Genomic DNA, 23637 nt, shown 5'->3' with positions numbered 1-23637 from the left:
GAACCGAGCCTCCGATAAGAGGGAGGCCCTCTCGTGAGCGAGCGCGCCGCACCCTTCTACTGCCCCTACTGCGGTGACGAGGACCTGCGTCCGAACGAGACCGGTCACGGCGCGTGGGAATGCGCGGCGTGCAATCGGGCCTTCCAGTTGAAGTTCCTCGGTCTGCTGACCCGGGGAGTTCAGCGCAACGACGGTGGAGGGGAAGACATATGACGACCACTCAGGCCACCCAGGTACCTGACCGGACCGAGCCCGACCTGCGGGAGCTCGCGGAGCGGGCCGGGCGCGACCTGGAGGACGCGTCCGCCCTGGAGATCCTTACCTGGGCGGTCGACACGTTCGGCAAGCGCTTCTGCGTGACCTCCTCCATGGAGGACGCGGTCGTCGCCCACCTCGCCTCGCGCGCCCGGCCCGGCGTGGACGTCGTCTTCCTCGACACCGGCTACCACTTCGAGGAGACCATCGGCACCCGGGACGCCGTCGAGGCCGTGATGGACGTGAACGTCATCACGCTCACGCCCCGGCAGACCGTCGCCGAGCAGGACGCCGAGTTCGGGCCGAAGCTGCACGACCGCGACCCCGACCTGTGCTGCGCCATGCGGAAGGTCAAGCCCCTCGAGGACGGTCTGAGTTCGTACACGGCATGGGCCACGGGACTGCGCCGCGACGAGTCCCCGACGCGGGCGAACACCCCGGTCGTCGGCTGGGACGAGAAGCGCCGCAAGGTGAAGGTCTCGCCGATCGCCCGCTGGACGCAGGACGACGTCGAGGCGTACGTCGCCGAGCACGGTGTGCTGACCAACCCCCTCCTCATGGACGGCTACGGCTCCGTGGGCTGCGCCCCCTGCACGCGGCGCCTCCTCGAGGGCGAGGACGCGCGGGCCGGCCGCTGGGCCGGAAGCAACAAGACCGAGTGCGGGATCCACGGCTGATGCCCGGGACCACAGAGACTTTGGAGAAGCAAGTGACCGGAGCCACCGTCTGGCTCACGGGTCTGCCGAGCGCGGGCAAGACCACCATCGCCAACGAGCTCGCCGAGCAGCTGCGCACCGACGGCCGCCGCGTCGAGGTGCTCGACGGCGACGAGATCCGCGAGTTCCTCTCGGCGGGCCTCGGCTTCAGCCGCGCGGACCGCGACACCAACGTGCAGCGCATCGGCTTCCTCGCCGAACTCCTCGCCCGCAACGGCGTGCTGACGCTCGTCCCGGTGATCGCACCCTTCGCGGACAGCCGAGAGGCGGTACGCAAGCGCCACCAGGCCGGCGGCACCGGCTACCTCGAGGTGCACGTGGCCACGCCCGTCGAGGTGTGCTCCGTGCGCGACGTGAAGGGCCTGTACGCGAAGCAGGCGGCGGGCGAGATCTCCGGGCTCACCGGGGTCGACGACCCGTACGAGGCACCCGAATCGCCCGACCTGCGCATCGAGTCGCACACCCAGACCGTGCAGGAGTCCGCGGCGGCGCTCTACGCGCTGCTCACCGAGAGGGGTCTCTCATGACGACCGTCGCACCCACCACAGGCGAAGAGACCGACAGCCCGTACGCGCTCTCGCACCTGGACGCCCTCGAGTCCGAGGCCGTGCACATCTTCCGTGAGGTCGCGGGCGAGTTCGAGCGGCCGGTGATCCTCTTCTCCGGCGGCAAGGACTCCATCGTGATGCTGCACCTGGCGCTGAAGGCGTTCGCGCCGGCGCCGGTGCCGTTCACGCTGCTGCACGTCGACACCGGGCACAACTTCCCCGAGGTCCTTGAGTACCGCGACCGCGTCGTCGCCGAGCACGGCCTGCGGCTGCACGTCGCGTCCGTGCAGGAGTACATCGACCGCGGCGCCCTCAAGGAGCGCCCGGACGGGACGCGCAACCCGCTGCAGACGGTGCCGCTGACGGAGAAGATCCAGGCGGAGCGCTTCGACGCCGTCTTCGGCGGCGGGCGCCGCGACGAGGAGAAGGCGCGCGCCAAGGAGCGCGTGTTCTCCCTGCGCGACGAGTTCTCCCAGTGGGACCCTCGCCGCCAGCGCCCCGAGTTGTGGCAGCTCTACAACGGCCGCCACGCCCCCGGCGAGCACGTGCGCGTCTTCCCGCTGTCCAACTGGACCGAGCTCGACGTGTGGCAGTACATCGCCCGCGAGGGCATCGAACTGCCGGAGATCTACTTCGCCCACGAGCGGGACGTCTTCAAGCGCTCCGGCATGTGGCTGACCGCCGGTGAGTGGGGCGGCCCCAAGGACGGCGAGAGCGTCGAGAAGCGCCTCATCCGCTACCGCACGGTCGGCGACATGTCGTGCACCGGCGCCGTCGACTCCGATGCGACGACGCTGGACGCCGTGATCGCCGAGATCGCCGCCTCCCGGCTCACCGAGCGGGGCGCGACCCGTGCCGACGACAAGATGTCCGAGGCCGCGATGGAAGACCGCAAGCGCGAGGGGTATTTCTAAATGACCACCACCACAGAGCAGTTGGCCGACCTGTCGGCCACCACCCTGCTGCGGTTCGCCACCGCCGGTTCCGTCGACGACGGCAAGTCCACGCTCGTGGGCCGCCTGCTCCACGACTCCAAGTCGGTCCTCACGGACCAGCTGGAGGCCGTCGAGCACGCGTCCCGCAACCGCGGTCAGGAGACGCCCGACCTGGCGCTGCTCACCGACGGCCTGCGCGCCGAGCGCGAGCAGGGCATCACCATCGACGTCGCCTACCGCTACTTCGCCACGGCCCGGCGCCGGTTCATCCTGGCCGACACCCCGGGCCATGTGCAGTACACGCGGAACATGGTGACCGGCGCGTCCACCGCCGACCTCGCCGTCGTCCTCGTCGACGCCCGCAACGGCGTCATCGAGCAGACCCGCCGGCATGCCGCCGTCGCCGCGCTGCTGCGCGTCCCGCACGTCGTGCTCGCGGTGAACAAGATGGACCTGGTCGACTACGCGGAGCCCGTCTTCGCGAAGATCGCCGAGGAGTTCACGGCGTACGCGTCCGACCTGGGCGTTCCCGAGATCACCGCGATCCCGATCTCCGCGCTCGCCGGTGACAACGTCGTGGAGCCGTCCGCGAACATGGACTGGTACGGCGGCCCGACCGTGCTCGAGCACCTGGAGACGGTCCCCGTCAGCCACGACCTGACGAGCTGCCACGCGCGGCTGCCCGTCCAGGTCGTCATCCGCCCGCAGACCGCCGAGCACCCCGACTACCGCGGCTACGCGGGCCAGATCGCGGCCGGCACGTTCCGCGTCGGCGAGTCCGTCACCGTACTGCCGTCGGGCCGCACGTCGAAGGTCTCCGGGATCGACCTGCTGGGCAAGTCGGTCGACGTGGCGTGGACGCCGCAGTCGGTGACCCTCCTCCTGGAGGACGACATCGACATCTCTCGCGGCGACCTGATCGTGCCGAGCGGCGACGCGCCCGCCACCTCGCAGGACGTCGAGGCGACCGTCTGCCACGTGGCCGACCAGCCTCTCGCCGTCGGTCAGCGCGTGCTGCTCAAGCACACGACGCGCACGGTCAAGGCGATCGTCAAGGAGATCCCCTCGCGGCTCACCCTGGACGATCTGTCCCAGCACCCCGAGCCGGGACAGCTCGTCGCCAACGACATCGGCCGCGTCAAGGTCCGCACCGCCGAGCCGGTCGCGCTCGACGACTACGCCGACTCGCGCCGCACCGGTTCGTTCCTCCTCATCGACCCGTCCGACGGGACGACGCTCGCCGCCGGCATGGCGGGCGAGGCGTTCGGCGGCAAGGCGCATGCGGCCCACGCGGAAGAGACCGCGCCGGCCTCGGACGACGACGGCTGGGACTTCTAGTCATGACGGCCATCGACATGTATGCGACGTTCGCGAAAGAGGGCGGCCGCGTCGGCAGCGGCGCCCTCGGCGCGGGCCAGGGCGGGGTCGGGCGATGTGCGCGATGACGTACGCGCACTGCCTGCGCGCCCACACCCCCCGCGACCTGTTCGTACGAAGACGAAACCCTGCCGACCTCCCGGCCACGCCCTGAGAGCGTGACCGCCGGGCCAACGAGAGGACCACCTCCCGTGCCTGCCAACTCCTCCTCCTGGCGCCGCGGCCTCGCCGCTGTCGCCGCCCTGCCGCTCCTCGCGCTCGCCGCGACGGCCTGCGGCTACGGCTCCGACGCCAAGGACGACACGTCCGGCAAGACGAACGTCGCCGCCAAGGGCAAGAAGCTCTCCGCCGACACCGTGAAGATCGGTTACTTCGGCAACCTGACGCACGGCACCGCCCTCGTGGGCAACCAGAAGGGCTTCTTCCAGAAGGAGCTCCAGGGCACACAGGCCAAGTACCAGACCTTCAACGCGGGCCCGTCCGAGATCGAGGCGCTCAACGGCGGCTCCATCGACATCGGCTGGATCGGCCCCTCGCCGTCGATCAACGGCTTCACGAAGTCCCAGGGCAAGAGCCTGCGCATCATCGGCGGTTCGGCGTCCGGCGGTGTGAAGCTCGTGGTGAACCCGAAGAAGATCAAGTCCCTGGACGACGTCAAGGGCAAGAAGATCGCCACCCCGCAGCTCGGCAACACGCAGGACGTCGCGTTCCTCAACTGGATCGCCGAGAAGGGCTGGAAGGTCGACGCCAACAGCGGCAAGGGCGACGTCTCCGTGATCCGTACGGACAACAAGATCACCCCGGACGCCTACAAGTCCGGCTCCGTCGACGGCGCCTGGGTACCGGAGCCGACCGCGTCCAAGCTCGTGGCCGAGGGCGGCAAGGTCCTCCTCGACGAGTCCGACCTGTGGCCCGACAAGAAGTTCGTGATCACGAACATCATCGTGTCGCAGAAGTTCCTCAAGGAGCACCCGGACGTCGTCGAGGCCGTGCTGCGCGGCTCGGTGAAGACGAACGCCTGGATCAACGCCAATCCGGACGAGGCGAAGGCCGCGGCCAACAAGCAGCTGGCGGCCGACTCCGGCAAGGCGCTGCCCGCGAACGTGCTCGACCCGGCCTGGAAGTCGATCCAGTTCACCGACGACCCGCTGGCCTCGACCCTCGGCACCGAGGCGGCGCACGCGGTGAAGGCGGGCCTGCTGGAGAAGCCCGACCTCAAGGGCATCTACGACCTCGCGCCGCTGAACAAGGTCCTCAAGGCCGAGGGCAAGGGCGCGGTCGCCGACGCCGGCCTCGGCGTCAAGTAACCGCGTCAGCAAAGCCCGTAATCGCTTGAGTTCCCAGGAGGTGACGACCATGGCAACGACCCTCGCCAAGGCCGCGGACGGCGGCACGCGGACCACCGGCCACGCCGCGCGGATCGAGCACGTCTCGAAGTCCTTCGCCACGCCCGCCGGGCAGCAGCTCGTCCTGGACGACATCACGCTCGATGTCGCTCCGGGCGAGTTCGTCACCCTCCTGGGAGCCTCGGGCTGCGGGAAGTCGACGCTGCTCAATCTGGTCGCGGGCCTCGACCGGCCCTCGTCCGGCGAGATCAGCACGCAGGGGCGGCCGGCCCTGATGTTCCAGGAGCACGCCCTCTTCCCGTGGCTGACCGCGGGCAAGAACATCGAACTGGCCCTGAAGCTGCGCGGCGTTCCGAAGACGGACCGCCGCACGCGGGCGGAGGAGCTCCTGGAGCTCGTCCGCCTGAACGGCGCGTACGGCAAGCGGGTGCACGAGCTGTCGGGCGGTATGCGCCAGCGCGTGGCGTTGGCCCGCGCGCTCGCGCAGGACAGCCAACTGCTGCTGATGGACGAGCCGTTCGCCGCGCTCGACGCCATCACGCGCGACGTGCTGCACGACGAGCTGACCCGCATCTGGCGCGAGACGAACGTCTCCGTCCTGTTCGTCACCCACAACGTCCGCGAGGCGGTACGCCTCGCGGAGCGGGTCGTGCTGCTCTCGTCGCGGCCGGGCCGGGTGGCGCACGAGTGGCGGGTCGGCATTCCGCAGCCGCGCCGCATCGAGGACACCGCCGTGGCGGAACTGTCCGTCGAGATCACCGAACAACTGCGTGGGGAGATCCGCCGCCATGGCCAGCACTGAGACGACGACCGCGGGCAAGGACACGGGCGCCGTCAAGGACACGCTCCCCGGGCAGGACCTGGCCGGTCTCGAAGCGGGGCTCGACGCCCTGGACACCGTGCACACCGCCCGTACCCCGCTGCGCCAGACGCTGGTCCAGAAGGTGCTGCCGCCGCTGACGGCGGTGCTCCTGGTCCTGGTGGTGTGGCAGGGACTGGTCTCGTTCAAGATCGTCGACGACCCGAGCAAGCTGCCCTCGCCGTCCGCGGTGTGGGACGAGGTGTCCGACGCGTGGCTGCAGGGGACGCTTCTCGACTACATCTGGACGAGTGTGTCGCGCGGCCTGCTCGGCTTCCTGCTGGCGCTGGTGATCGGCACCCCGCTCGGCCTGGTCGTCGCCCGGGTCCGGTTCATCCGGTCCGCGATCGGCCCGATCCTGTCCGGTCTCCAGTCGCTACCCTCGGTCGCCTGGGTCCCGCCGGCCGTGATCTGGCTGGGCCTCGACAACAAGATGATGTACGCCGTGATCCTGCTCGGCGCGGTCCCCTCGATCGCCAACGGCCTGGTGTCGGGCGTCGACCAGGTGCCGCCGCTGTTCCTGCGGGCCGGCCGCACGCTCGGCGCGACGGGCCTGCGGCACACCTGGCACATCGTGCTCCCGGCCGCGCTGCCCGGCTATCTCGCGGGCCTGAAGCAGGGCTGGGCGTTCTCGTGGCGCTCGCTGATGGCCGCGGAGATCATCGCCTCGTCGCCCGACCTGGGCATCGGCCTCGGCCAGCTCCTGGAGAACGGCCGCAACGCCAGCTCCATGTCCATGGTCTTCCTCGCCATCTTCCTGATCCTGATCGTCGGCATCGTCATCGACCTGCTGATCTTCAGCCCCCTGGAGCGGCGCGTCCTGCGCAGCCGCGGCCTCCTGGTGAGGAGCTGACCCCGTCATGCACCAGCGCCCCGCCCGCCCGGTCCTGCTCGTGATCGCTCACGGCAGCCGCGATCCGCGCCATGCCGCGACGGTCCACGCGCTCGTACGCGAAGTACGGGCGCTGCGGCCGGGGCTGCGCGTGGAGACGGGGTTCCTGGACTTCAACGTCCCCTCGGTGAACGGCGTCCTGGAGTCCCTGGCGGCGGAGGGCGTGCGCGACGTGGTCGCCCTCCCCCTGCTCCTGACGCGCGCGTTCCACGCGAAGGCGGACATCCCGGCGGTCCTGCGGCAGGCCCCGGCCCGGCTGCGGATCCGCCAGGCGGAGGTGCTCGGCCCCTCCCCACTCCTGACGGCAGCGCTCGAACGCCGCCTCTACCAGGCCGGGCTCACCCCGGCCGACAAGCCCACGACCGGGGTCGTCCTGGCCTCGGCGGGCTCCACAGACCCGGAGGCGATCGCAGTGATCGCTGAAATCGCGCGGGAGTGGCGGCACACCGGCTGGTGCGCCGTGCGACCTGCGTTCGCCTCCGCATCTCTGCCCCGCACGGAGGACGCCGTGGCGCAACTGCGCGCCGAGGGCGTCCGCCGGGTGGCGGTGGCCCCCTACGTCCTGGCCCCCGGCCACCTCCCGGACCGCATCGCCCGCGGCGCCTCCCAAGCGGACGTCCTCGCGGACGTACTGGGCCCGGCACCGGAGGTGGCGCGGCTGCTTGTGCGGCGCTATGAGGCGGCGACCGTACGGGAGTTGGTGGCGGTGGGCGCGTGAGGCGCGCCGCACGGACTGCGTACGTGGTCGGCGGCGACACAGCCACTCACCCCGCCTCCAGGAGCACCTCCACCGTCCGCACCATGCGTTCCAGAAGCCGGTCGTCGTAAGACCCTCGAAACGTTCGTCGTCCGGCGCCGGCCCGCTCAGGGCGGAGCGCAACCGCTCCACACGCGACGTCAGTTCGTTCATGCTCCCGAAGGTAGTGGCGGGGTCTGACAGTCCGGTCCGAACGAACTCGGCACGCGTCCCGTCCGCCGCCCTGACCCGAGCGCGACCTATGCCCGCCCGACGGCCCGTTCGGGCTCTGCCACGTACGCGGTGTACTCGGTTTCCATGCCGAAAACGTCTCGCGCAGGGGCCGCCGCCGGCTTGAAGGAATGCGACGGCTAGCGGGGCGCCGCGGCGGCCTTTGAGATGAGTTCCGTGATCTGCATGGATCCGGCCGGGCGGCCCTCGCGGGCGAAGCGGTCGGCTACCGACTGGAGGGCGTCGTTGACCGGGGTCGGAACGCCGTGCAGCCGTCCGAGCAGGCCCATCTCGCCGTTGAGGTAGTCGGACTCGATGGTGCCCGTGCCGCGGCTGAGGGACTGCCAGGACGAGCCGCCGCTGCGCTCCGAGCCGTCGAAGGGCTCGAAGCGGATCTTGTCGCCGCGGGACTCCTTCTCTTCCTCCTTGGAGGCGAACGCGATGCCCGCCGCGGCGAGCACGGCCTCGCCCTCGGCACGGGCCCGCCCGTGGAGGGCGAGCCCCGCCTCGCTGGTGATCACCCCGGACACGGCCTCGATCGCGTTGGCCAGGTTGCCGAGGAGCTTGGCGTACTTCCAGCGCATCACGTCGGGCACGACGGGTGCCTCGAAGAAGGACTTCTCCAGGTCGGCGGAGATGCGCTGGGCGGTCTCGTCGGTGCCTTCCGGGTACCGGCCGATGTGCAGGATGCCGGTGAGCGGGGTGCCCGCGGCGGACACGACGCCGGGCTCGACGAACGTGGCGGGCAGCCACACGCACATGCCGTACACGCGCCGGAAGAGCCGCAGCGCGAGACGCTCGCTCTCCACTCCGTTCTGCGCGCAGACCAGCGCCAGCCGCTCGGCGGCGGTGCCGCCTCCGGCGACCGGCCGCCCGGCCCACGCTTCGAGCGCGGCGACGCTGTCCTGGGTCTTCACGGCGAGCACGAGCACGTCGTCCGGGCTCAGTTCGCCGAGCGCCCCGGGCCCGGCGACGACCGGGAGGCGGTGGATGTGCGGGCCGTCGGGAGTGACGAGGCGGAGCCCGTGGTCCCGCAGTGCCTCGTACTGCTTGCCGCGGGCGACGAGGACGACGTCGTGCCCGGCCTGTGCGAGCCGGCCGCCGATGGCGCCGCCGACCGCTCCTGCTCCGATGATGAGGTAGCGCATGCCAACGAGCCTTTCACAGACGGCTGTAGGGGCCACTCATGATCAGGCAAACTCTCGCGCTCCGCGCACGCGGACGTGCGAGCCTGCTCCCCGTGCGTACACGCTCGGTCCTCTGGGGGCCGGATTCCTCTGCCTGCTCCTGGCGGTTGTGGGCGGCTGCTCGGCCTCCCGGCAGTGGCGGCAGGCGGAGCGGATCGACGCGGCTCCGGTCCGCGTGAGCGGCGTCGTCACCGCCGTCGAGCACGTGCCGAAGAGCGGCTACGAGCAGGTGATCGCGTACGAGGTCCAGGGTCACCGGCACACCGTCACGAGAGCGCTGGGCACAGGCCCCGGCAGTCCCGGAGTCGGTCACCGGGTGTGCCTGGAGGCCGACCGCGACCACCCCGGCGTGGTGCGGCTCTGCGGTGAGCGGTACCCGTCGGGCGACGACCTGTATCCCACGTACGTCCTGGTCGCGGTCGCCGGAGCCATCGGGACCTGTGTCGTTGCGGGCGTCGCGGCCGGGGTCCGCCGCCGCTCCCGCTCGAAACCGGCGCGCTGACGTCCCGCGCCGCGCTCACTCCCGGCTGAACGGCGTCCCCTGATGGAAGTAGAGGAGCCAGCCCTCGACGCCCTGCCGCCACAGTGAACTGCGGTGTGCACAGGCCCCGTTGCGGTCGGTGTCGAAGGTCAGATGGACGAGCCCGGGGCCGAGCCGCACGCCCTTCATCCGCGAGACGGTGAGGGGCCGCACGCCCAGCTCGGCCGTCGAGGAGAGCTCGGTGATGATCGAGGCGCGGTCCCAGCGGCGGCCCGACACGCCGAACTCGAAGTAGTCGGGGTGCAGCAGCGCGCCGAGCAGCTCCGGGGAGCGGCGCACGGCCGGGTCGAGCAGCCGCAGTTCACCCTCGATGGCGGCGTCGACGGCGTCGAGCTCAGGCACCGGTCATCTCCACGAGCTTGACGACGGTGTTCCAGTTGCGGGAGGTGGCGATGAGGCCCTTGTTCAGGGCCGGCCGGGCGAGCACGGCGCCGAGCTTCGAGCGGCCGAGGCCCTCGGGGGCGTAGAGGTACAGCTCGCGCGGGCCGAGCCGGAAGTCCTCGGGGGCGAACTCGGCCGGGTCGACGGAGGCGAACCGCTCGGGGTCGACAGGCCCGGAGAAGTAGGTGACGTGCAGCTGCTTGCCTTTGCACGAGGCGGCGGGGAAGGGGCACGCGTCCACGACCGACGCGAGGTAGGCGTGCTCGCGCACGATCACGTCCACGCCGAAGCCGAACTCCTTCTCGATGGCCGTGCTCAGCTCGGCGGCCAGGGTCGACTCGTCACCGTGGTCGCTGGTGAACGTCGCGTTGCCGCTCTGCAGATACGTCCGTACGCCGCCGTGCCCGAGCCCTTCGATCAGGGGGCGAAGCCGCGCCATCGGGACCTTTCTGCTGCCGCCCACATTGATCCCGCGGAGCAGTGCCGCGTACGCCTTTGTCGCCATGGGGACACGATAGGCGGCCGCCGCGCCCCGTGGGGGAGGGCACGGCGGCCGCCGGTCAGGGGTGCTGCCGGTACTACTCGACGATCTTGAGGAGCTTGTTCGGCGTGCCCTCGCTCGCGTTGGAGATCTTGTCGGGGGTCGCGCCGTCGGTCAGTGCCTTGGAGACGTCCGCGGGCGTCGCGTCCGGGTGGCCGCTCAGGTAGACGGCGGCGGCGCCCACGACGTGGGGGGTCGCCATCGACGTACCGGAGATGGTGTTGGTGGCGTCGTCGCCGGTGTTCCAGTCGGAGGTGATGTCCGAGCCGGGGGCGTAGATGTCCACGACGGAGCCGTAGTTGGAGAAGTCGGACTGCTCGTCGTCCTTGGTGGAGGAGGCGACGGTGATGGCCTCCTTGACGCGGGCCGGGGACCCGGCGGACGCGTCGGTCGACTCGTTGCCCGCGGCGACCGCGAAGGTGACGCCGGAGGCGATGGCCTTCTGGACGGCCGCGTCGAGCGCCTCGTCGGCGCCGCCGCCGAGGGACATGTTGGCGACGGACGGGCCCTGATGGTTCTTGGTGACCCAGTCGATGCCCGCGACGACCTGCTCGGTGGTGCCCGAGCCCTCGTTGTCGAGGACGCGGACGGCGACGATCTTCGCCTTCTTGGCGACGCCGTGCGCGTCACCGGCGATGGTCCCGGCGACGTGCGTGCCGTGGCCGTTGCCGTCGTCGGCGTTGTCGTCGTTGTCGATGGCGTCGAAGCCGGAGGTGGCGCGGCCGCCGAAGTCCTTGTGGCTGACGCGGACGCCGGTGTCGATGACGTACGCGGTCACGCCCTCACCGGCGCTGTCCGGGTAGGTGTACTTCTTGTCGCCCGCGGTGTCCGCCTGGTCGATGCGGTCCAGGCCCCACGACGGCGGGTTGTCCTGGGTGGCGTCGATGTGGAACTTCTTGTTCTGGACGACCTTGGCCACCGACGAATCGGCGGCGAGGCGCTTGGCCTCGGTCTCCGAAAGGCCGTTCACGGAGAATCCGTTGACGGCGGAGGAGTAGGCGCGCTTCAGCTGGCCCCCGTACTCCTTGGCGAGGTCCTGCTTGCCGTTCTTGTCGGTCTTCTGGTCCAGCAGCACGATGTAGCTGCCGGAGACGGCGCCCTTGGCGTCGAGCCCGTAGACCTTGCCCTCGGCGGGGGTCGAGGCGCCGGCCAGGGAGCCCGCGAAGACGATCACGCCGGCCGCGGTGGCAGCGGTGGCTATCGCCGCGGTGAGCTTCGTCGTGCTGCGGGCACGCTTGTGAGTTGCCATGAAGAGGGGTCTCCTCGTGGTTTCTGTGGGGGGGTTTGTGGGGGGTTTACTGATGGTTCTCAACCAACCCCCGGCAATCTCCGGAAGATCTCCGGGGGTTGGCACGAAACACTGGCCGATTGACGCGACCAGATCAAGACCTACATACAGCTGTGACTTGTTCAACAAGTCTTCGTAATAACAATTCGGGCTTCGACCGACACTTCGGACTCCGGGAATTCCCTATAGATGTAGGGGACTTCAGTCCTCCTGAGTGGGGAGCCCGCCCCGCCCGCAAGGAGGAGCCGGGCCCCGCCGGCTCACCGGACAGCACGACGAGACGCTCTTATCGGGCCCATACCTTCGATACGGAGGTGACGGCACGGTGCTGTCACCGCACACAAGGGGGCAGTCCGTCATGGGGAACCGAGACACGCGGGTACGGGGCCTGGCGGCCCGGGCCGGCGGCTGGAGCGTGCGGCACCGATGGGCTGCCGTGGGCATCTGGGTGCTGTTCGTCGTCCTGGCCATGGGGATCGGCACGGCCGCCGGCCGGGTCGATGTGTCGGACAGCGATCAGCTCCAGGGAGAGACCACACAGGCGGCGCGCATCATCGACGACGCCGGTATCGAGGAGCCCGCGGGCGAGACCGTGCTCGTCCAGGGCAGGGACGGCAAAGTGCGGGCGACGGACGCCGACTTCCGGCGGGCTGTCGACGAGGTCGTGAAGGCGGTCCAGGGCACCGGCGCCGCCACGAACGTGAAGTCGCCCTACGACCCGGGGGCGAAGACGATCTCCAAGGACGGCCGCAGCGCGCTCGTCCAGTTCGACATGCGCGGCGACCCCGGCACGGCGAGCGACCGCGTCGAACCGGTACTCAAGGCCGTCGAGAAGGTCCAGCGGACCCATGGCTCGCTGCGGATCGAGGAGATCGGCGGCGCGAGCATGGGCAAGACGTTCGAGGACGCCTTCGGCAACGACTTCCAGCGGGCCGAGTACTCGGCGGTCCCGGTCGCGCTCGGAATCCTCCTCATCGCGTTCGGCGCGCTGGTGGCCGCCCTCCTCCCGGTCGCCCTGGCCGTCACCGCGATCATGGCGACGATGGGCCTGATGGGCATCGTCAGCCACCTCCAGCCGATGAGCGACACCGCCAACTCCGTGATGCTGCTGGTGGGTCTCGCGGTCGGCGTCGACTACTGCCTCTTCTATCTGCGGCGCGAGCGCGAGGAGCGGATGAAGGGCCACGACCCGCAGACCGCGCTGCGGGTGGCGGCGGCGACGAGCGGCCGGGCCATCATCGTCTCGGGTGTCACGGTGTGCGTGGCGATGGCAGGCATGCTGTTCACGGGGCTCGCCGAGTTCCAGGCGATGGGCCTCGCCTCGCTGATGGTCGTGGCGGTCGCCATGGTGGGCTCCGTGACGGTGCTGCCGGCGCTGCTCTCGCTGCTCGGCGAGCGCGTGGAGAAGGGGCGGCTGCCGTTCCTGAACCGCGGCAGGCGGCGTAACGGGAACGGGGCTCCGGAGGGCAGCCGGTTCTGGCAGGCGGTGCTGCGCGTCGTCCTCGCCCGGCCCGCCGTGTCCGTGGTCGTCGCGATCGGCGCCCTCCTCGCGGTGACCGCCCCGGCACTCGGCATGAAGACCCAGAACCTCACCCTGGACCAGGAGTTCGGCGACTCGCTGCCGATCGTGGCGACGTACGACCGGCTCAACGACGCGTTCCCCGGCGGCTCCGAGCCGGCCGAGGTGGTCGTCAAGGCCGCCGACATCAACGCGCCCGAGGTGCGGAGCGCGATCGCCGGCTTCCGTGAGGCCGCGGTCAGCTCGGGGGCTTCGCGCGGCCCGGTGGACCTCACCGTGCACGGCCGCGAGAACGTGGCGTTCATCAGCGTCCCGCTGGTCGGCGGCTCCGACCAGGACAGGGCGGAGAAGAGCCTCGCACTGATCAGGGACCAGGTGCGGCCGGACACGCTCGGCAAGGTCGACGGGGTCGAGGCGCCCGTCACCGGTCAGGTCGCGGGATCGAAGGACTTCAACGACCAGATCGTCGGCTCGGTGGTCCCGGTGTTCGCCTTCGTCGTGGTCTTCGCGTTCCTGCTGATGCTGCTGTCGTTCCGCTCACTGACGGTGGCCATCACCTCGATCGCCCTCAACCTGCTGTCCGTGGGCGCCGCTTACGGCATCCTGGTCGCCGTCTTCCAGAACGGCTGGGGCGCGTCCCTGGTCGGCGCGGAGGGCGTGGGCGCGATCATCTCCTGGCTGCCGCTGTTCCTCTTCGTGATCCTCTTCGGGCTCTCGATGGACTACCACGTGTTCGTGGTGTCGCGGATCCGGGAGGCGCGGCTTCAGGGACGTACGAACAAGGACGCCATCACGCACGGTGTGGTGACGACGGCGGGCGTGGTCACCAGCGCGGCGGTCATCATGGTGGCCGTCTTCGCGATCTTCGGGACGCTGTCCATGCAGTCGTTCAAGCAGATGGGTGTGGGCCTGGCGGCCGCGGTGCTCATCGACGCGACGGCCATCCGCGGCATCCTGCTCCCCGCCGTGATGGCGCTGCTCGGCGAGCGGAACTGGTATCTGCCGAAGTGGCTGCACCGGCTGCCCGACCTGACCCACGACGAGGTGGCCGCTCCCCCGCCTCCGGCCGTGACGGACGAGAGGGTGGGGGTGTGACGACGGCGTAGGGCTGAGGTACGCGTCGGGGGTGCCCCGCGGGACCGTCAGGTCCGGCGGGGCACCCCCGCACGTTCGAGCGCCCTCACGTTCAGGCCGCGGCGGTTCGCCGGCCGCGCTCCGCGAACGAGTCGATCGTGCGCGTGAAGTCGCGGGTCGACAGCAACAGCTTGTAGATGATGGCGAGTTCGAAGACGAGCAGGAGCGCTCCGGACACGATCGTCGCCCACAGGACCTGGTCGATCAGCGGGCCGATCATGAAGACGCCCATCTGGAACTCGATCCCGCTGATCAGATGCGTACGGATGCGGTGACGGAGAAGGAACGAGCGCAACCGCAGGTATACGGGGAAGCGGCTCCTGAACTCCTGGTGCAGGTCGACCACTTGGGGCGCGGGCTGCGGTGCGGCCTCCGCGATCCCCTGGGCCGAGCGCGCCTTCTGGAGGTCCTGCTCGATGTCCGCTTCGGGGTTGTCGCGGAGGAGGTCCTCCATGAAGGCTAGCTCGGCCTCGTTCTCGGCGCGCCGCGCCTCCTTGACCCGCTCCTTGATCTGCTTGCGCATGGAGTGGCGGATCTTGAAGATCTCCAGGGAGTTGATGTAGCGCAGGGTGTCGAGGCCGACGACGGCCAGGGCGAGCCAGATGTAGAGCTCGTCACCGGTGCGTTCGTACTGGCCCGCCATGAGCGCGACCCCGCACACCATGACGCGGATGCGGTCGAAGACGAAGTCCAGCCAGGCGCCGAAGACCGACCCCTGGCCGGTGAGCCGGGCGACCTTGCCGTCCATGCAGTCGAGGATGAAGGACAGGTGGTAGACGACGGCGCCGGCGATGAGCCAGCGCCAGTCGCCCAGCCAGAAGCAGACGGCGGAGCCGAGGCCCAGGACGAAGGCGCCCCAGGTGATCTGGTTCGGGGTGATCCTCGTGCGCATCGCCGTCAGCCGCACGAGCGGCGTGGCGACCGGGTCGACGAGGAGCACGGTCCACCACGCGTCCCGTTTCTTCTGGGTGATGCGGCGCACCTCGTCGAGGGGCGGTATGTCTCGGCGCATGGCTGGTCAACTTCCTGGCGTTCGACGTGAGTTCATCTCACGCTAGAAAGCCCTTCATGCGAGGTTCAAGTGGCACAGAGTGCAACCTTTGGCCGGGGGTAACGGTCGAACTCCATGGCCAAGTCAATGACTTCGCCACGAACCACCTGCGTTACCCGAGCGTTATGAAATGACCTGACCGTTACCCAAAACGCGCGATCACTTCACGCCTCCCGTGGAACCAGGTCGCCGACCCGCTCGACGAGGTCGGCCGCGCGCTGCGTACCGCCCTCTCCCGCCATCCCCGCTCGGATCTCCTGGAGGCGGCGCGCCACCTCGGGGTCGGACGCCATGGCGAGTACCGCCCGCTTGAGGTTCTCGGGCGTGGCCTCCTCCATCGGTACGTGGCGTGCGACGCCGAGCCCCTGGAGCATGTCGGCGTTGCCGAACTGGTCGACGGCCTGCGGGACCGCGACCATCGGCGTCGCGGTGGCGAGGCCCTCCTGGCTGCCGCCCGCGCCCGCGTGCGTGATGAAGGCGTCGGCCTGCCCGAGGATCGCCAGCTGCGGCACCCAGTGGTGCACCTCGACGTTCGCGGGGATCTCACCGAGCTCCCCCTCGTCGACGAACTTGCCGATCTGGAGCACCACATGCCAGCCGGGCAGGTCACCGAAGGCCCCGACGCAGGCACGGTAGAAGGCGGGCTGCTTGGTGAAGGACGAACCGAGCGAGACGAGGAGGACCTTCTCCGCGCCGGCCGGGCGCTGCCACTCGCCCTGCGCCGCCCGCTCGCCCTGGCAGGCGCCGACAAAGGTGTAGCGGCTCTCGTCGACCCGGTCGGCGTTCGGCTGGAGCGCCTTGGGGATGAGGACGAGGCAGCGGTCCGGGCGGCCCATGAAGTCCTCGACCGAGAGGTCGATTCCGTTCGACCTGATCCAGCTCTCGAAGTTCTCGTAGAACGCCTTGCCGCGCGGCGTCTGCTTCAGCGGCTCGAACATCGGCTTGCCGACCTCTTCCTCGTATCCCTCCCAGGCCACGAGGTTCGGCGAGAACTGCACGATCGGGACGTTCCAGCGGTGGGCCAGGACGCGGGCGGGGTAGGCGGTGATGTCGTAGAGGACGAGGTCCGGTTCGTCGTCCTCGTAGAGGTCGACGAGCTGCGGCAGCGCCTGGATCGCGTCGGTGAGGAAGGGTTCGAGGTTGTCGACCAGCTCCGTGCCCCACGCGTCCGGGTCGTCGTCGGTGGGCAGCGTCGAGTGCCAGATCTTCGGCTCGGCCCCGGCCTCGGCGACCTTCTCGGCGAACTGTGACGGGATCGCGTACGTCACGCGGTGCCCGCGGGCGACGAGCTCCCTGATCACCTCGATGCTCGGGTTCACGTGCCCGTGGGCGGCGATGGAGAACATGGCGATATGGGCGTTCCTGGGGACGGTCATGACGCCACCGTAAGTGAGACGAGACGTCTCGTGCAATTTGTTTCTACACATAGAACCTCGAGACGCTCTGCAGGACGCATGCGGGCTTGGCCGCTCCCTCGATCTCGACGGTGCCGTCGACCGTGATCTGCACGCCGCCCGGCACGTCCTCGACCCCGGCGAGGCGCGCGGCCAGGCGGATGCGGGAGCCCGCCGGCACGGGAGCGGGGAAACGGACCTTGTTCAGGCCGTAGTTGACCTTGGTGGTGACTCCTTCGACGTCCAGGAGCTCGGTGAACATCGGGATGAAGAGGGAGAGCGTCAGATAACCGTGCGCGATGGGCGCGCCGAAGGGGCCTTCCTTGGCACGCTCGGGGTCCGCGTGGATCCACTGGTGGTCGTCGGTGGCGTCGGCGAAGGTGCCGATCCGCTCCTGCGTGACGTCGGTCCATTCACTGGAACCCAGATCGCTTCCGGCGAGCTTCTTCAGTTCGTCCAGGCCGTTGACGGTGATGCCCATGAGGGGCTCCTTCGATGCGTGCTGATGAATTCGGTGGTCATCAAGTGCCGTGCAGGCGGCGGACGTCGGCCTTGACGAGCTTTCCCGACGCGGTGCGGGGCAGGGCGTCCACGACGACGGCCGACTTGGGGATCTTGTAGGGGGCCAGGCGCCCGGACAGCGACGCGAGGACCTCGTTCGGGTCGGGCGCGCGGCCTTCGCGGGCGACGAGGACCGCCCTGCCGACCTCACCCCACTTCTCGTCGGGTACGCCGATGACCGCGCACTCGGCGATGTCCGCGTGGGCGAGCAGGGCGTCCTCGACCTCGGCGGGGTAGATGTTCTCGCCCCCCGAAATGATCATGTCCTTGAAGCGGTCGACGATGGTGACGTAGCCGTCCGCGTCGATCCGGGCCGCGTCCCCCGTCCGGAACCAGCCGTCGGCGAACGCGGCGGCGCTCTCGTCGGGCAGACCCCAGTAGCCGGGCATGACATGGGGCCCGCGCACCAGGACCTCGCCCGTCTCGCCCGGCTCCACCGGCGCGAGATCGGGGCGCGCCACGCGTACGTCACTGAAGAAGTGCGGCACACCCGCCGTGCCTGCCTTGCTGACGGCGTGCTCGGCGTCGAGGAACAGGGTGCCGGGCGCCGCCTCGGTCATCCCGTAGCCCTGCAGGAAGGTGAGTCCGCGGTCCTGGTAGGCCGCGATGAGCGGGGTCGGGACGGGCGAGCCGCCGCAGCTGAGCATCCGCAGCGACGACAGGTCGGCGTCCGGCCAGTTCGGTTGCCGTGTGAGCTGGTCGAACATCGTCGGGACGCCGAACATGAAGGTGACCCGGTGGCGCTCGACGAGTTCCAGGGTCGCCGCCGCGTCGAACGAGCCCACCAGGACACAGCTGCCGCCCTTGAGCAGCACCGGCAGGGTGAGCATGTTCAGGCCGGCGGTGTGGAAGAGCGGCGCCACCACGAGCGCGATCTCGTCGGCGACGAGGTCCTGGTCGACCAGGACGTTGACGGCGTTCCAGGTGAGGTTCCCGTGCGTGAGCATGGCGCCCTTGGGACGGCCCGTCGTCCCGGAGGTGTACATGATGACGCCTACGTCGTCGGGACCGACCTGCTCGTCGATGGCGAGGGCTGGGGCGGCGGCCAGCAGTTCCTCGTACGCCGGTCCGTCCGCCTCGACGGCGGTGCGGACGCCCGGCAGGTCACCGCCCCGCGCGGCGGCGTGCAGCAGCACCGTGGCGCCGGAGTCCCGTATCTGGAAGGCGAGTTCGGGCTCGGTGAGCCGGGTGTTGAGCGGCACGAAGACCGCGCCGAGGAGCCCGGCGGCGAACAGGGCCTCCAGGAACGAGGGGTGGTTGGGGCCGAGGTAGGCGACCCGGTCTCCGCGCCGGACGCCGAGCGCCCGCAGGGCGTGGGCGAGCCGGGTGGTGCGCTCGTGCAGGGCGGCGTAGGTGACGGCGGCGCCGGCGTGGATCAGTGCGGTGCGGTGCGGGGTCTTGCGGGCCCGGCGTGCGGGCCACGACCCCAGTCCCTCGTTGCGCATGTCCGGCCCTTTCACGGTTTTGTCAGCCCGAGCAGCCGGGCGGCGTTCTCCTTGAGGATCTTCGGTCTGACCTCGTCCTTGATCGGCAGCTTGGCGAAGTCGGCGAGCCAGCGGTCGGGGGTGAGGACGGGGTAGTCCGAGCCGAAAAGCACCTTGTCCTTCAGCAGGGTGTTGGCGTACTGGACCAGCTGCTGCGGGAAGTACTTCGGCGACCAGCCCGAGAGGTCGATGTGCACCCCCGGCTTGTGGGTGGCGACGGCGAGCGCCTCGTCCTGCCAGGGGAACGACGGGTGCGCGAGGATGATCTTCAGATGGGGGAAGTCGGCGGCGACGTCGTCCACGTGCATCGGGTTGGAGTACTTCAGGCGGATGCCGCCACCGCCGGGCACGCCCGCGCCGATGCCGGTCTGGCCGGTGTGGAAGAGCGCGACGGCGCCGGTCTCCTCGATCACCTCGTAAAGGCCGTACGCCATACGGTCGTTGGGGAAGAAGCCCTGGATGCTGGGGTGGAACTTGAAGCCGCGCACCCCGTACTCCTCGACCAGGCGCCGGGCCTGCCGGATCCCGGCGCGGCCCCGGAAGGGGTCGATGCTCGCGAACGGGATCAGCACGTCGGGATTGGCGTGCGCGGCCTCGGCGACCTCCTCGTTGGGGACGGGCTCGGTGCCGGTGGCGGACTCGGCGTCGACGGTGAAGATCACGGCGGCCATCCGCCGCTCGCGGTAGTAGGCGGCGGTCTCCTCGAGGGTGGGCTTCCGGTTCCCCTCGACCTTGAAGTAGGCGCTGGACGCGGCGTTCAGCTCGTCGTCGAGCGAGGCCCGCCCCTTGGACGACACCTCGGCGTGCGTGTGGACGTCGATCGCGGTGAGTGCCGCCACGTCGATGCCGCTCATGCCGGGACCACGCCCTCGGGAGCCTTCGGGAGGCGGGGCGCGGGGATGCCGACGGCCTGCGGCTCGCGCCCGACCGACGTGTGCCAGGTCTCGGCGATGGTCCGCGGGCTCCAGCCGCCGTCCGCGTACGCGACGGACACCTCCTGCGGGTGCGACCACAGGGCGAGCTTGTCGCCGCCGATGCCGATGCACTGGCCCGTGACGTCCCGGGCCGCTTCGGAGGCGAGGAAGGGCACGAGCGCGGCGCAGTCCTCCGGTGTGCCGAAGCCCTCGCCCCTGCGCAGGAACCCGGGCAGCGGCTCGCCGCCGCGCAGGGCGTCGACGTACGGGGCGAAGGCGGGCATGGTCTCGGTCATCGCGGTCGCGGCGACCGGCACGACGGCGTTCACGGTGACGCCCGCGCGGGCCAGCTCCATGGACCAGGTGCGCACCATCGCCGCGATCCCGGCCTTGGCCGCCGCGTAGTTGGTCTGCCCGAAGTTGCCGCGCTGGCCCGCCGGGGAGGCGACGAGCACCAGGCTGCCGCCCTCGCCCTGCTGGCGCATGCGCACGGCGGCGGCACGTGCGCAGGTGAAGGTGCCCCTGAGATGGGTGGTGACAACGGCGTCGAAATCGTCGTCGGTCATCTTCCACAGCACCCTGTCGCGCAGGATTCCGGCGTTGGTGACCATGACGTCCAGCCGGCCGAACTCCGAGACGGCCCGGCCGACCAGGCGCTCTGCGGCCTCGGTGGTGCCCACGGGGACGACCTCGGCAACGGCCCGGCCGCCGGCCGCAGTGATCGTCTCGACCGCCCGCCCGGCAACGTCCGCGTCGATGTCGTTGACGACGACGCTCGCTCCGGACCGGGCGAGGGCGATGGCGTAGGCGAGCCCGAGTCCGCGGCCGCTTCCGGTGACGACGGCGACCTTTCCGTCGAGGGAGGTCAATGGTCCTGATGACACGTCAGACATTGCGGCTGTGCCCTTCCGATGGCGTGAACAGGTACGTGGAGGGGAGAAGGCGGCCGAGGAGATCCGTCTCACTCAATCCGTACCGGCCGACGAGAAGGACGCTAGGACCAATCATTGTTGTCATCAATAGTTGCTGGAAGCCTTTAAGTCCTTCATGCTGGAGCCGACCTCACGCCCCCGTGCCCGCACGGACCGACCCCGGAGCCCGACATCACTGACGAAGAGGCGCCCTGGATGCGCGCGCTGCACGCCGACACCGGCTATCTCCTCTACCGGCTCGGGCTGCACTCGGGCCGGCTGTTCAACGCCACGCTCGAAGAGTTCGGCCTGCGGCTGCGGCACTACGCGCTGCTGCGCTACCTCGCCACCGTGGAAGGCGCCCTGCAACGCGAACTGAGCGACCGGCTCGGCTACGACCCGAGCGCCATCGTGTCCCTCGTGGACGATCTGCAGGACCTCGGCCTGGTGGAGCGGGGACCCGCGCCGGGCGACCGGCGCAGCCGCATCGTCGCTCTCACGGACCGGGGAAAGGGCGTCCTGCGCGACACCGACAAGGGCAGCCGGCGCGTCACCGACGAACTGCTCGCCCCCCTCGCCCCCGGCGAACGGGCCACGTTGCAGGCCCTGTTGGCGCGGGTCGCGGAAGCGGACCGGGGCTGACCCGGCGGACATGACAGGGCTGTCGGAGGACTCCGCGGACGCAGCGCGCAGCCGTTCCGCGGCGGAGCGTCTCCTTGCGGTGCTCGGCGCGTTCGACCACCGCAGACCCGCGCTGTCCCTCACCGAGATCGGCCGCCGGGCCGCACTGCCACTGGCCACCGCCCACCGCCTGGTGGGCGAGCTCACCGCGTGGGGCGCCCTCGAACGCGACGCGGCAGGCAGCTACCACGTCGGGCTGCGGATCTGGGAACTCGCGGCGCTGGCCCCGCGCGGCCCCGCCCTGCGCGAGGCCGCGCTGCCCTTCCTCGAGGACCTCTACGAGGCGACCCACGAGAACGTGCACCTCGCGGTGCGCGACGGCCTCGACGTCGTCTACATCGAGCGGCTCTCCGGCCGCCACGCGGTCGGCGTGCGCAGCCGCGTCGGGGCGCGCTGGCCGCTGCACGCGACGGGCGTCGGACTCGTCCTCCTCGCCCACAGTGCCAGGACCTTCCAGGACCAGGTCTGCGGGCGGCCGCTCGCCGCCTTCACGCCGCACACCCTGTCCGACCCCGTCCGGCTGCGCCGCGCCCTGGCCGAGGTGCGGCGCACCGGCTGCGCGGTGGCCGACCGTCAGATCACGGACGACGCGGTCTCGGTGGCCGCGCCCGTGCGCGGGCCCGAGGGCGACGTCGTGGCCGCGGTCTCGCTCGTGGTCCCCTCGGCCGGGACACAGCCGCACTCGCTGATCCCGGCCGTACGACTCGCGGGCCGGGGCATCTCGCGCGCCCTGGGCTGGCGGCCCGGCCCAGGTCGGTGATCAGAGATCTCCGGCATTCTCCGGCTTCCGCCCGGCGGAAGTGCCGTTGCCGGGACCCGGCCCCCGTCACGACGCTGGTGGCACACCACGGCACGGCGAAGCAGAGCCGCTTCGCCCTTCAGGGACGGGAGTGCCATGTCCGAGTTCGCGCGGAACCAGTGGTATGTAGCGGCGTACGGGACGGAGGTCGGGCGGGAACTGCTCGCCCGCACCGTCCTCGGCGAACCGATCGCCTTCTACCGGACCGAGGACACGGGCGAGGTCGTCGCCCTGGCGGACCGCTGCGTGCACCGCCGCTTCCCGCTCTCGCACAGCCGGCTCGACGGCGACAAAGTGGTCTGCGGCTACCACGGCTTCACCTACGACACGACCGGCACCTGCGTGTACGTCCCCGGACAGAAACGCATCCCCCGTACCGCCAGGGTGAGTTCGTACCCCGTGGCCGAGCTGGACTCCTTCGTGTGGGTGTGGATCGGCGACCCGGCGCTGGCCGACCGGACGACGATCCCGCGGGCCCCGCACCTGGCCGACTCCACGCACTGGACGACGGTCGGCGGCATGGAGCCCATCGATGCCGACTACGTCCTGCTGGTCGACAACCTGATGGATCTCTCCCACGAGACGTATCTGCACGGCGGCTACATCGGCACGCCCGAGGTCGCCGACACCCCCATGACGACCGAGGTCGACGAGGGCGCCGGCATCGTCCGCGTCAGCCGGCACATGGACGACGCCGAGTGTCCGCCGTTCTACGCGAACTCCACCGGTATCAAGGGCCGCATCACCCGCTGGCAGGACATCGAATACCACGCCCCGTGCCTGTACCTGCTGCACAGCCGCATCGCCCCCCAGGGCGTCCTGCCGAATCCGGACGGCACCGACCCGGACGCCTTCCACGTGGAGATCACCTACGCGATCACACCGTCCACGCAGAACCAGGTCTACGACTTCTGGGCCGTCTCCCGCGACTTCGGCCACGGCGACGAGGAGATGTCCACGTTCCTGCGCGACTTCAACCACGAGGTCGTCATGCAGGACGTGAACGCGCTGAACCTGCTCCAGAAGACCCTGGACACCGAGCCCGCCGGCTACCAGGAACTCAGCATCAACATCGACACGGGCGGCCTCGCCGCCCGCCGGATCCTGGCCCGCCTCGCCGCCGGGGGCGACCGGTCCGCGACCCCCGGCACCGTCGCGCGATGAGCCGCCCGCCCACCGCCGAGGTGTACCGCGTCGACTGGGTCCCCGGCACCGACGAACTGCACGGCATCTGCCACTGCGGGGCCGAGCACGACACGCAGGACCCCGTGGCGATGTGGCAGTGGATGCTGTCCCACCCCGATCACCAGGAGGACTACCGGTGACCCCGCCCTACGAAGCCGACCTCGTCGTCGC

General features: G+C 70.4%; 25 protein-coding genes. 15 read left to right on the top strand and 10 right to left on the bottom strand.

The window, feature by feature from the left end:
- The first annotated feature begins 33 nt into the window (after positions 1-33).
- From CG723_RS01665 to CG723_RS01625, 9 genes are all read left to right on the top strand, one after another.
- Positions 34-213: a hypothetical protein gene (locus CG723_RS01665; protein WP_100591340.1), complete on the top strand. Its 180-nt coding sequence runs from the start codon at positions 34-36 to the stop codon at positions 211-213.
- Positions 210-932, top strand: coding sequence for a phosphoadenylyl-sulfate reductase (locus CG723_RS01660; protein ID WP_100591339.1), 723 nt, complete (start codon positions 210-212; stop codon positions 930-932). The genes CG723_RS01665 and CG723_RS01660 overlap by 4 nt, the downstream gene beginning before the upstream one ends.
- Positions 932-1498, top strand: coding sequence for an adenylyl-sulfate kinase (gene cysC / locus CG723_RS01655; RefSeq protein ID WP_199841625.1), 567 nt, complete (start codon positions 932-934; stop codon positions 1496-1498). The genes CG723_RS01660 and cysC overlap by 1 nt, the downstream gene beginning before the upstream one ends.
- Positions 1495-2433 carry a sulfate adenylyltransferase subunit CysD gene (gene cysD, locus CG723_RS01650; protein ID WP_100591337.1) on the top strand — a complete coding sequence of 313 codons (939 nt, stop codon included), beginning with the start codon at positions 1495-1497 and terminating at the stop codon, positions 2431-2433. The genes cysC and cysD overlap by 4 nt, the downstream gene beginning before the upstream one ends.
- Positions 2434-3792, top strand: a complete 1359-nt coding sequence (locus tag CG723_RS01645) for a sulfate adenylyltransferase subunit 1 (RefSeq protein WP_100591336.1) — start codon at positions 2434-2436, stop codon at positions 3790-3792. It begins immediately after the preceding gene.
- Between the two features lie 230 nt (positions 3793-4022).
- Positions 4023-5138, top strand: coding sequence for an aliphatic sulfonate ABC transporter substrate-binding protein (locus tag CG723_RS01640; protein WP_100591335.1), 1116 nt, complete (start codon positions 4023-4025; stop codon positions 5136-5138).
- A gap of 49 nt (positions 5139-5187) precedes the next feature.
- The gene (locus CG723_RS01635; protein ID WP_100591334.1) at positions 5188-5979 is read left to right on the top strand and encodes an ABC transporter ATP-binding protein; all 792 of its coding nucleotides are present in this window, start codon (positions 5188-5190) and stop codon (positions 5977-5979) included.
- Complete coding sequence (locus CG723_RS01630) at positions 5966-6889, top strand: ABC transporter permease (protein ID WP_100591333.1); 924 nt, start codon at positions 5966-5968, stop codon at positions 6887-6889. Before CG723_RS01635 ends, CG723_RS01630 begins: the two co-directional genes overlap by 14 nt.
- A 7-nt stretch (positions 6890-6896) precedes the next feature.
- Complete coding sequence (locus tag CG723_RS01625) at positions 6897-7646, top strand: sirohydrochlorin chelatase (protein ID WP_100591332.1); 750 nt, start codon at positions 6897-6899, stop codon at positions 7644-7646.
- Positions 7647-8035: 389 nt separating this feature from the next.
- Here the strand turns inward: CG723_RS01625 and CG723_RS01620 are convergent, their stop codons facing one another.
- Entirely contained in the window at positions 8036-9043 is a 1008-nt protein-coding gene (locus CG723_RS01620) for a ketopantoate reductase family protein (protein ID WP_100591331.1), read from the bottom strand.
- Between the two features lie 148 nt (positions 9044-9191).
- Between CG723_RS01620 and CG723_RS01615 the strand changes: the two genes are divergently transcribed.
- Positions 9192-9584, top strand: a complete 393-nt coding sequence (locus tag CG723_RS01615; RefSeq protein ID WP_100591330.1) for a hypothetical protein — start codon at positions 9192-9194, stop codon at positions 9582-9584.
- 15 nt (positions 9585-9599) lie between these two features.
- Here the strand turns inward: CG723_RS01615 and CG723_RS01610 are convergent, their stop codons facing one another.
- The 3 genes from CG723_RS01610 to CG723_RS01600 all read right to left on the bottom strand — a co-directional run bounded on the left by CG723_RS01610 (position 9600) and on the right by CG723_RS01600 (position 11794).
- On the bottom strand, positions 9600-9965 hold the full coding sequence (locus CG723_RS01610; protein ID WP_100591329.1) for a nuclear transport factor 2 family protein: 366 nt from the start codon (positions 9963-9965) through the stop codon (positions 9600-9602).
- Positions 9958-10509, bottom strand: a complete 552-nt coding sequence (locus CG723_RS01605) for a DUF1697 domain-containing protein (protein ID WP_100591328.1) — start codon at positions 10507-10509, stop codon at positions 9958-9960. Before CG723_RS01605 ends, CG723_RS01610 begins: the two co-directional genes overlap by 8 nt.
- Before the next feature lie 73 nt (positions 10510-10582).
- The gene (locus CG723_RS01600; RefSeq protein WP_100591327.1) at positions 10583-11794 is read right to left on the bottom strand and encodes a S8 family peptidase; all 1212 of its coding nucleotides are present in this window, start codon (positions 11792-11794) and stop codon (positions 10583-10585) included.
- A gap of 397 nt (positions 11795-12191) precedes the next feature.
- Between CG723_RS01600 and CG723_RS01595 the strand changes: the two genes are divergently transcribed.
- Positions 12192-14447: an MMPL family transporter gene (locus tag CG723_RS01595; protein ID WP_100591326.1), complete on the top strand. Its 2256-nt coding sequence runs from the start codon at positions 12192-12194 to the stop codon at positions 14445-14447.
- Between the two features lie 91 nt (positions 14448-14538).
- Here the strand turns inward: CG723_RS01595 and CG723_RS01590 are convergent, their stop codons facing one another.
- The 6 genes from CG723_RS01590 to CG723_RS01565 all read right to left on the bottom strand — a co-directional run bounded on the left by CG723_RS01590 (position 14539) and on the right by CG723_RS01565 (position 20783).
- A complete protein-coding gene (locus CG723_RS01590) occupies positions 14539-15498 on the bottom strand; it encodes a CDP-alcohol phosphatidyltransferase family protein (protein WP_100591325.1) in 960 nt (319 codons plus the stop codon).
- A 203-nt stretch (positions 15499-15701) separates the two neighbouring features.
- Complete coding sequence (gene mgt, locus CG723_RS01585) at positions 15702-16964, bottom strand: macrolide-inactivating glycosyltransferase (protein WP_199841624.1); 1263 nt, start codon at positions 16962-16964, stop codon at positions 15702-15704.
- On the bottom strand, positions 16957-17412 hold the full coding sequence (locus tag CG723_RS01580; RefSeq protein ID WP_100591323.1) for a MaoC family dehydratase: 456 nt from the start codon (positions 17410-17412) through the stop codon (positions 16957-16959). The genes mgt and CG723_RS01580 overlap by 8 nt, the downstream gene beginning before the upstream one ends.
- Before the next feature lie 40 nt (positions 17413-17452).
- The gene (locus tag CG723_RS01575) at positions 17453-18937 is read right to left on the bottom strand and encodes an acyl-CoA synthetase (protein WP_100591779.1); all 1485 of its coding nucleotides are present in this window, start codon (positions 18935-18937) and stop codon (positions 17453-17455) included.
- 11 nt (positions 18938-18948) lie between these two features.
- On the bottom strand, positions 18949-19830 hold the full coding sequence (locus CG723_RS01570) for an amidohydrolase family protein (RefSeq protein WP_199841623.1): 882 nt from the start codon (positions 19828-19830) through the stop codon (positions 18949-18951).
- Positions 19827-20783 (bottom strand): SDR family NAD(P)-dependent oxidoreductase, encoded by a 957-nt coding sequence (locus tag CG723_RS01565; RefSeq protein WP_100591322.1) that lies wholly within the window; start codon positions 20781-20783, stop codon positions 19827-19829. The genes CG723_RS01570 and CG723_RS01565 overlap by 4 nt, the downstream gene beginning before the upstream one ends.
- 234 nt (positions 20784-21017) lie before the next feature.
- On the opposite strand from CG723_RS01565, the gene CG723_RS01560 reads away from it, so the two are divergent.
- From CG723_RS01560 to CG723_RS46770, 4 genes are all read left to right on the top strand, one after another.
- Positions 21018-21443, top strand: coding sequence for a MarR family winged helix-turn-helix transcriptional regulator (locus tag CG723_RS01560; protein ID WP_100591321.1), 426 nt, complete (start codon positions 21018-21020; stop codon positions 21441-21443).
- A 10-nt stretch (positions 21444-21453) separates the two neighbouring features.
- Complete coding sequence (locus CG723_RS01555; protein ID WP_100591320.1) at positions 21454-22242, top strand: IclR family transcriptional regulator; 789 nt, start codon at positions 21454-21456, stop codon at positions 22240-22242.
- A gap of 135 nt (positions 22243-22377) precedes the next feature.
- Positions 22378-23445 carry an aromatic ring-hydroxylating dioxygenase subunit alpha gene (locus tag CG723_RS01550; protein WP_100591319.1) on the top strand — a complete coding sequence of 356 codons (1068 nt, stop codon included), beginning with the start codon at positions 22378-22380 and terminating at the stop codon, positions 23443-23445.
- The gene (locus CG723_RS46770; protein ID WP_199841622.1) at positions 23442-23606 is read left to right on the top strand and encodes a hypothetical protein; all 165 of its coding nucleotides are present in this window, start codon (positions 23442-23444) and stop codon (positions 23604-23606) included. The genes CG723_RS01550 and CG723_RS46770 overlap by 4 nt, the downstream gene beginning before the upstream one ends.
- Positions 23607-23637: the final 31 nt, after the last annotated feature.

The organism is Streptomyces sp. CB01635 (assembly GCF_002803065.1).
Taxonomy (GTDB): Bacteria; Actinomycetota; Actinomycetes; order Streptomycetales; family Streptomycetaceae; genus Streptomyces.
This window is presented reverse-complemented; position numbering and strand designations above follow the sequence as displayed.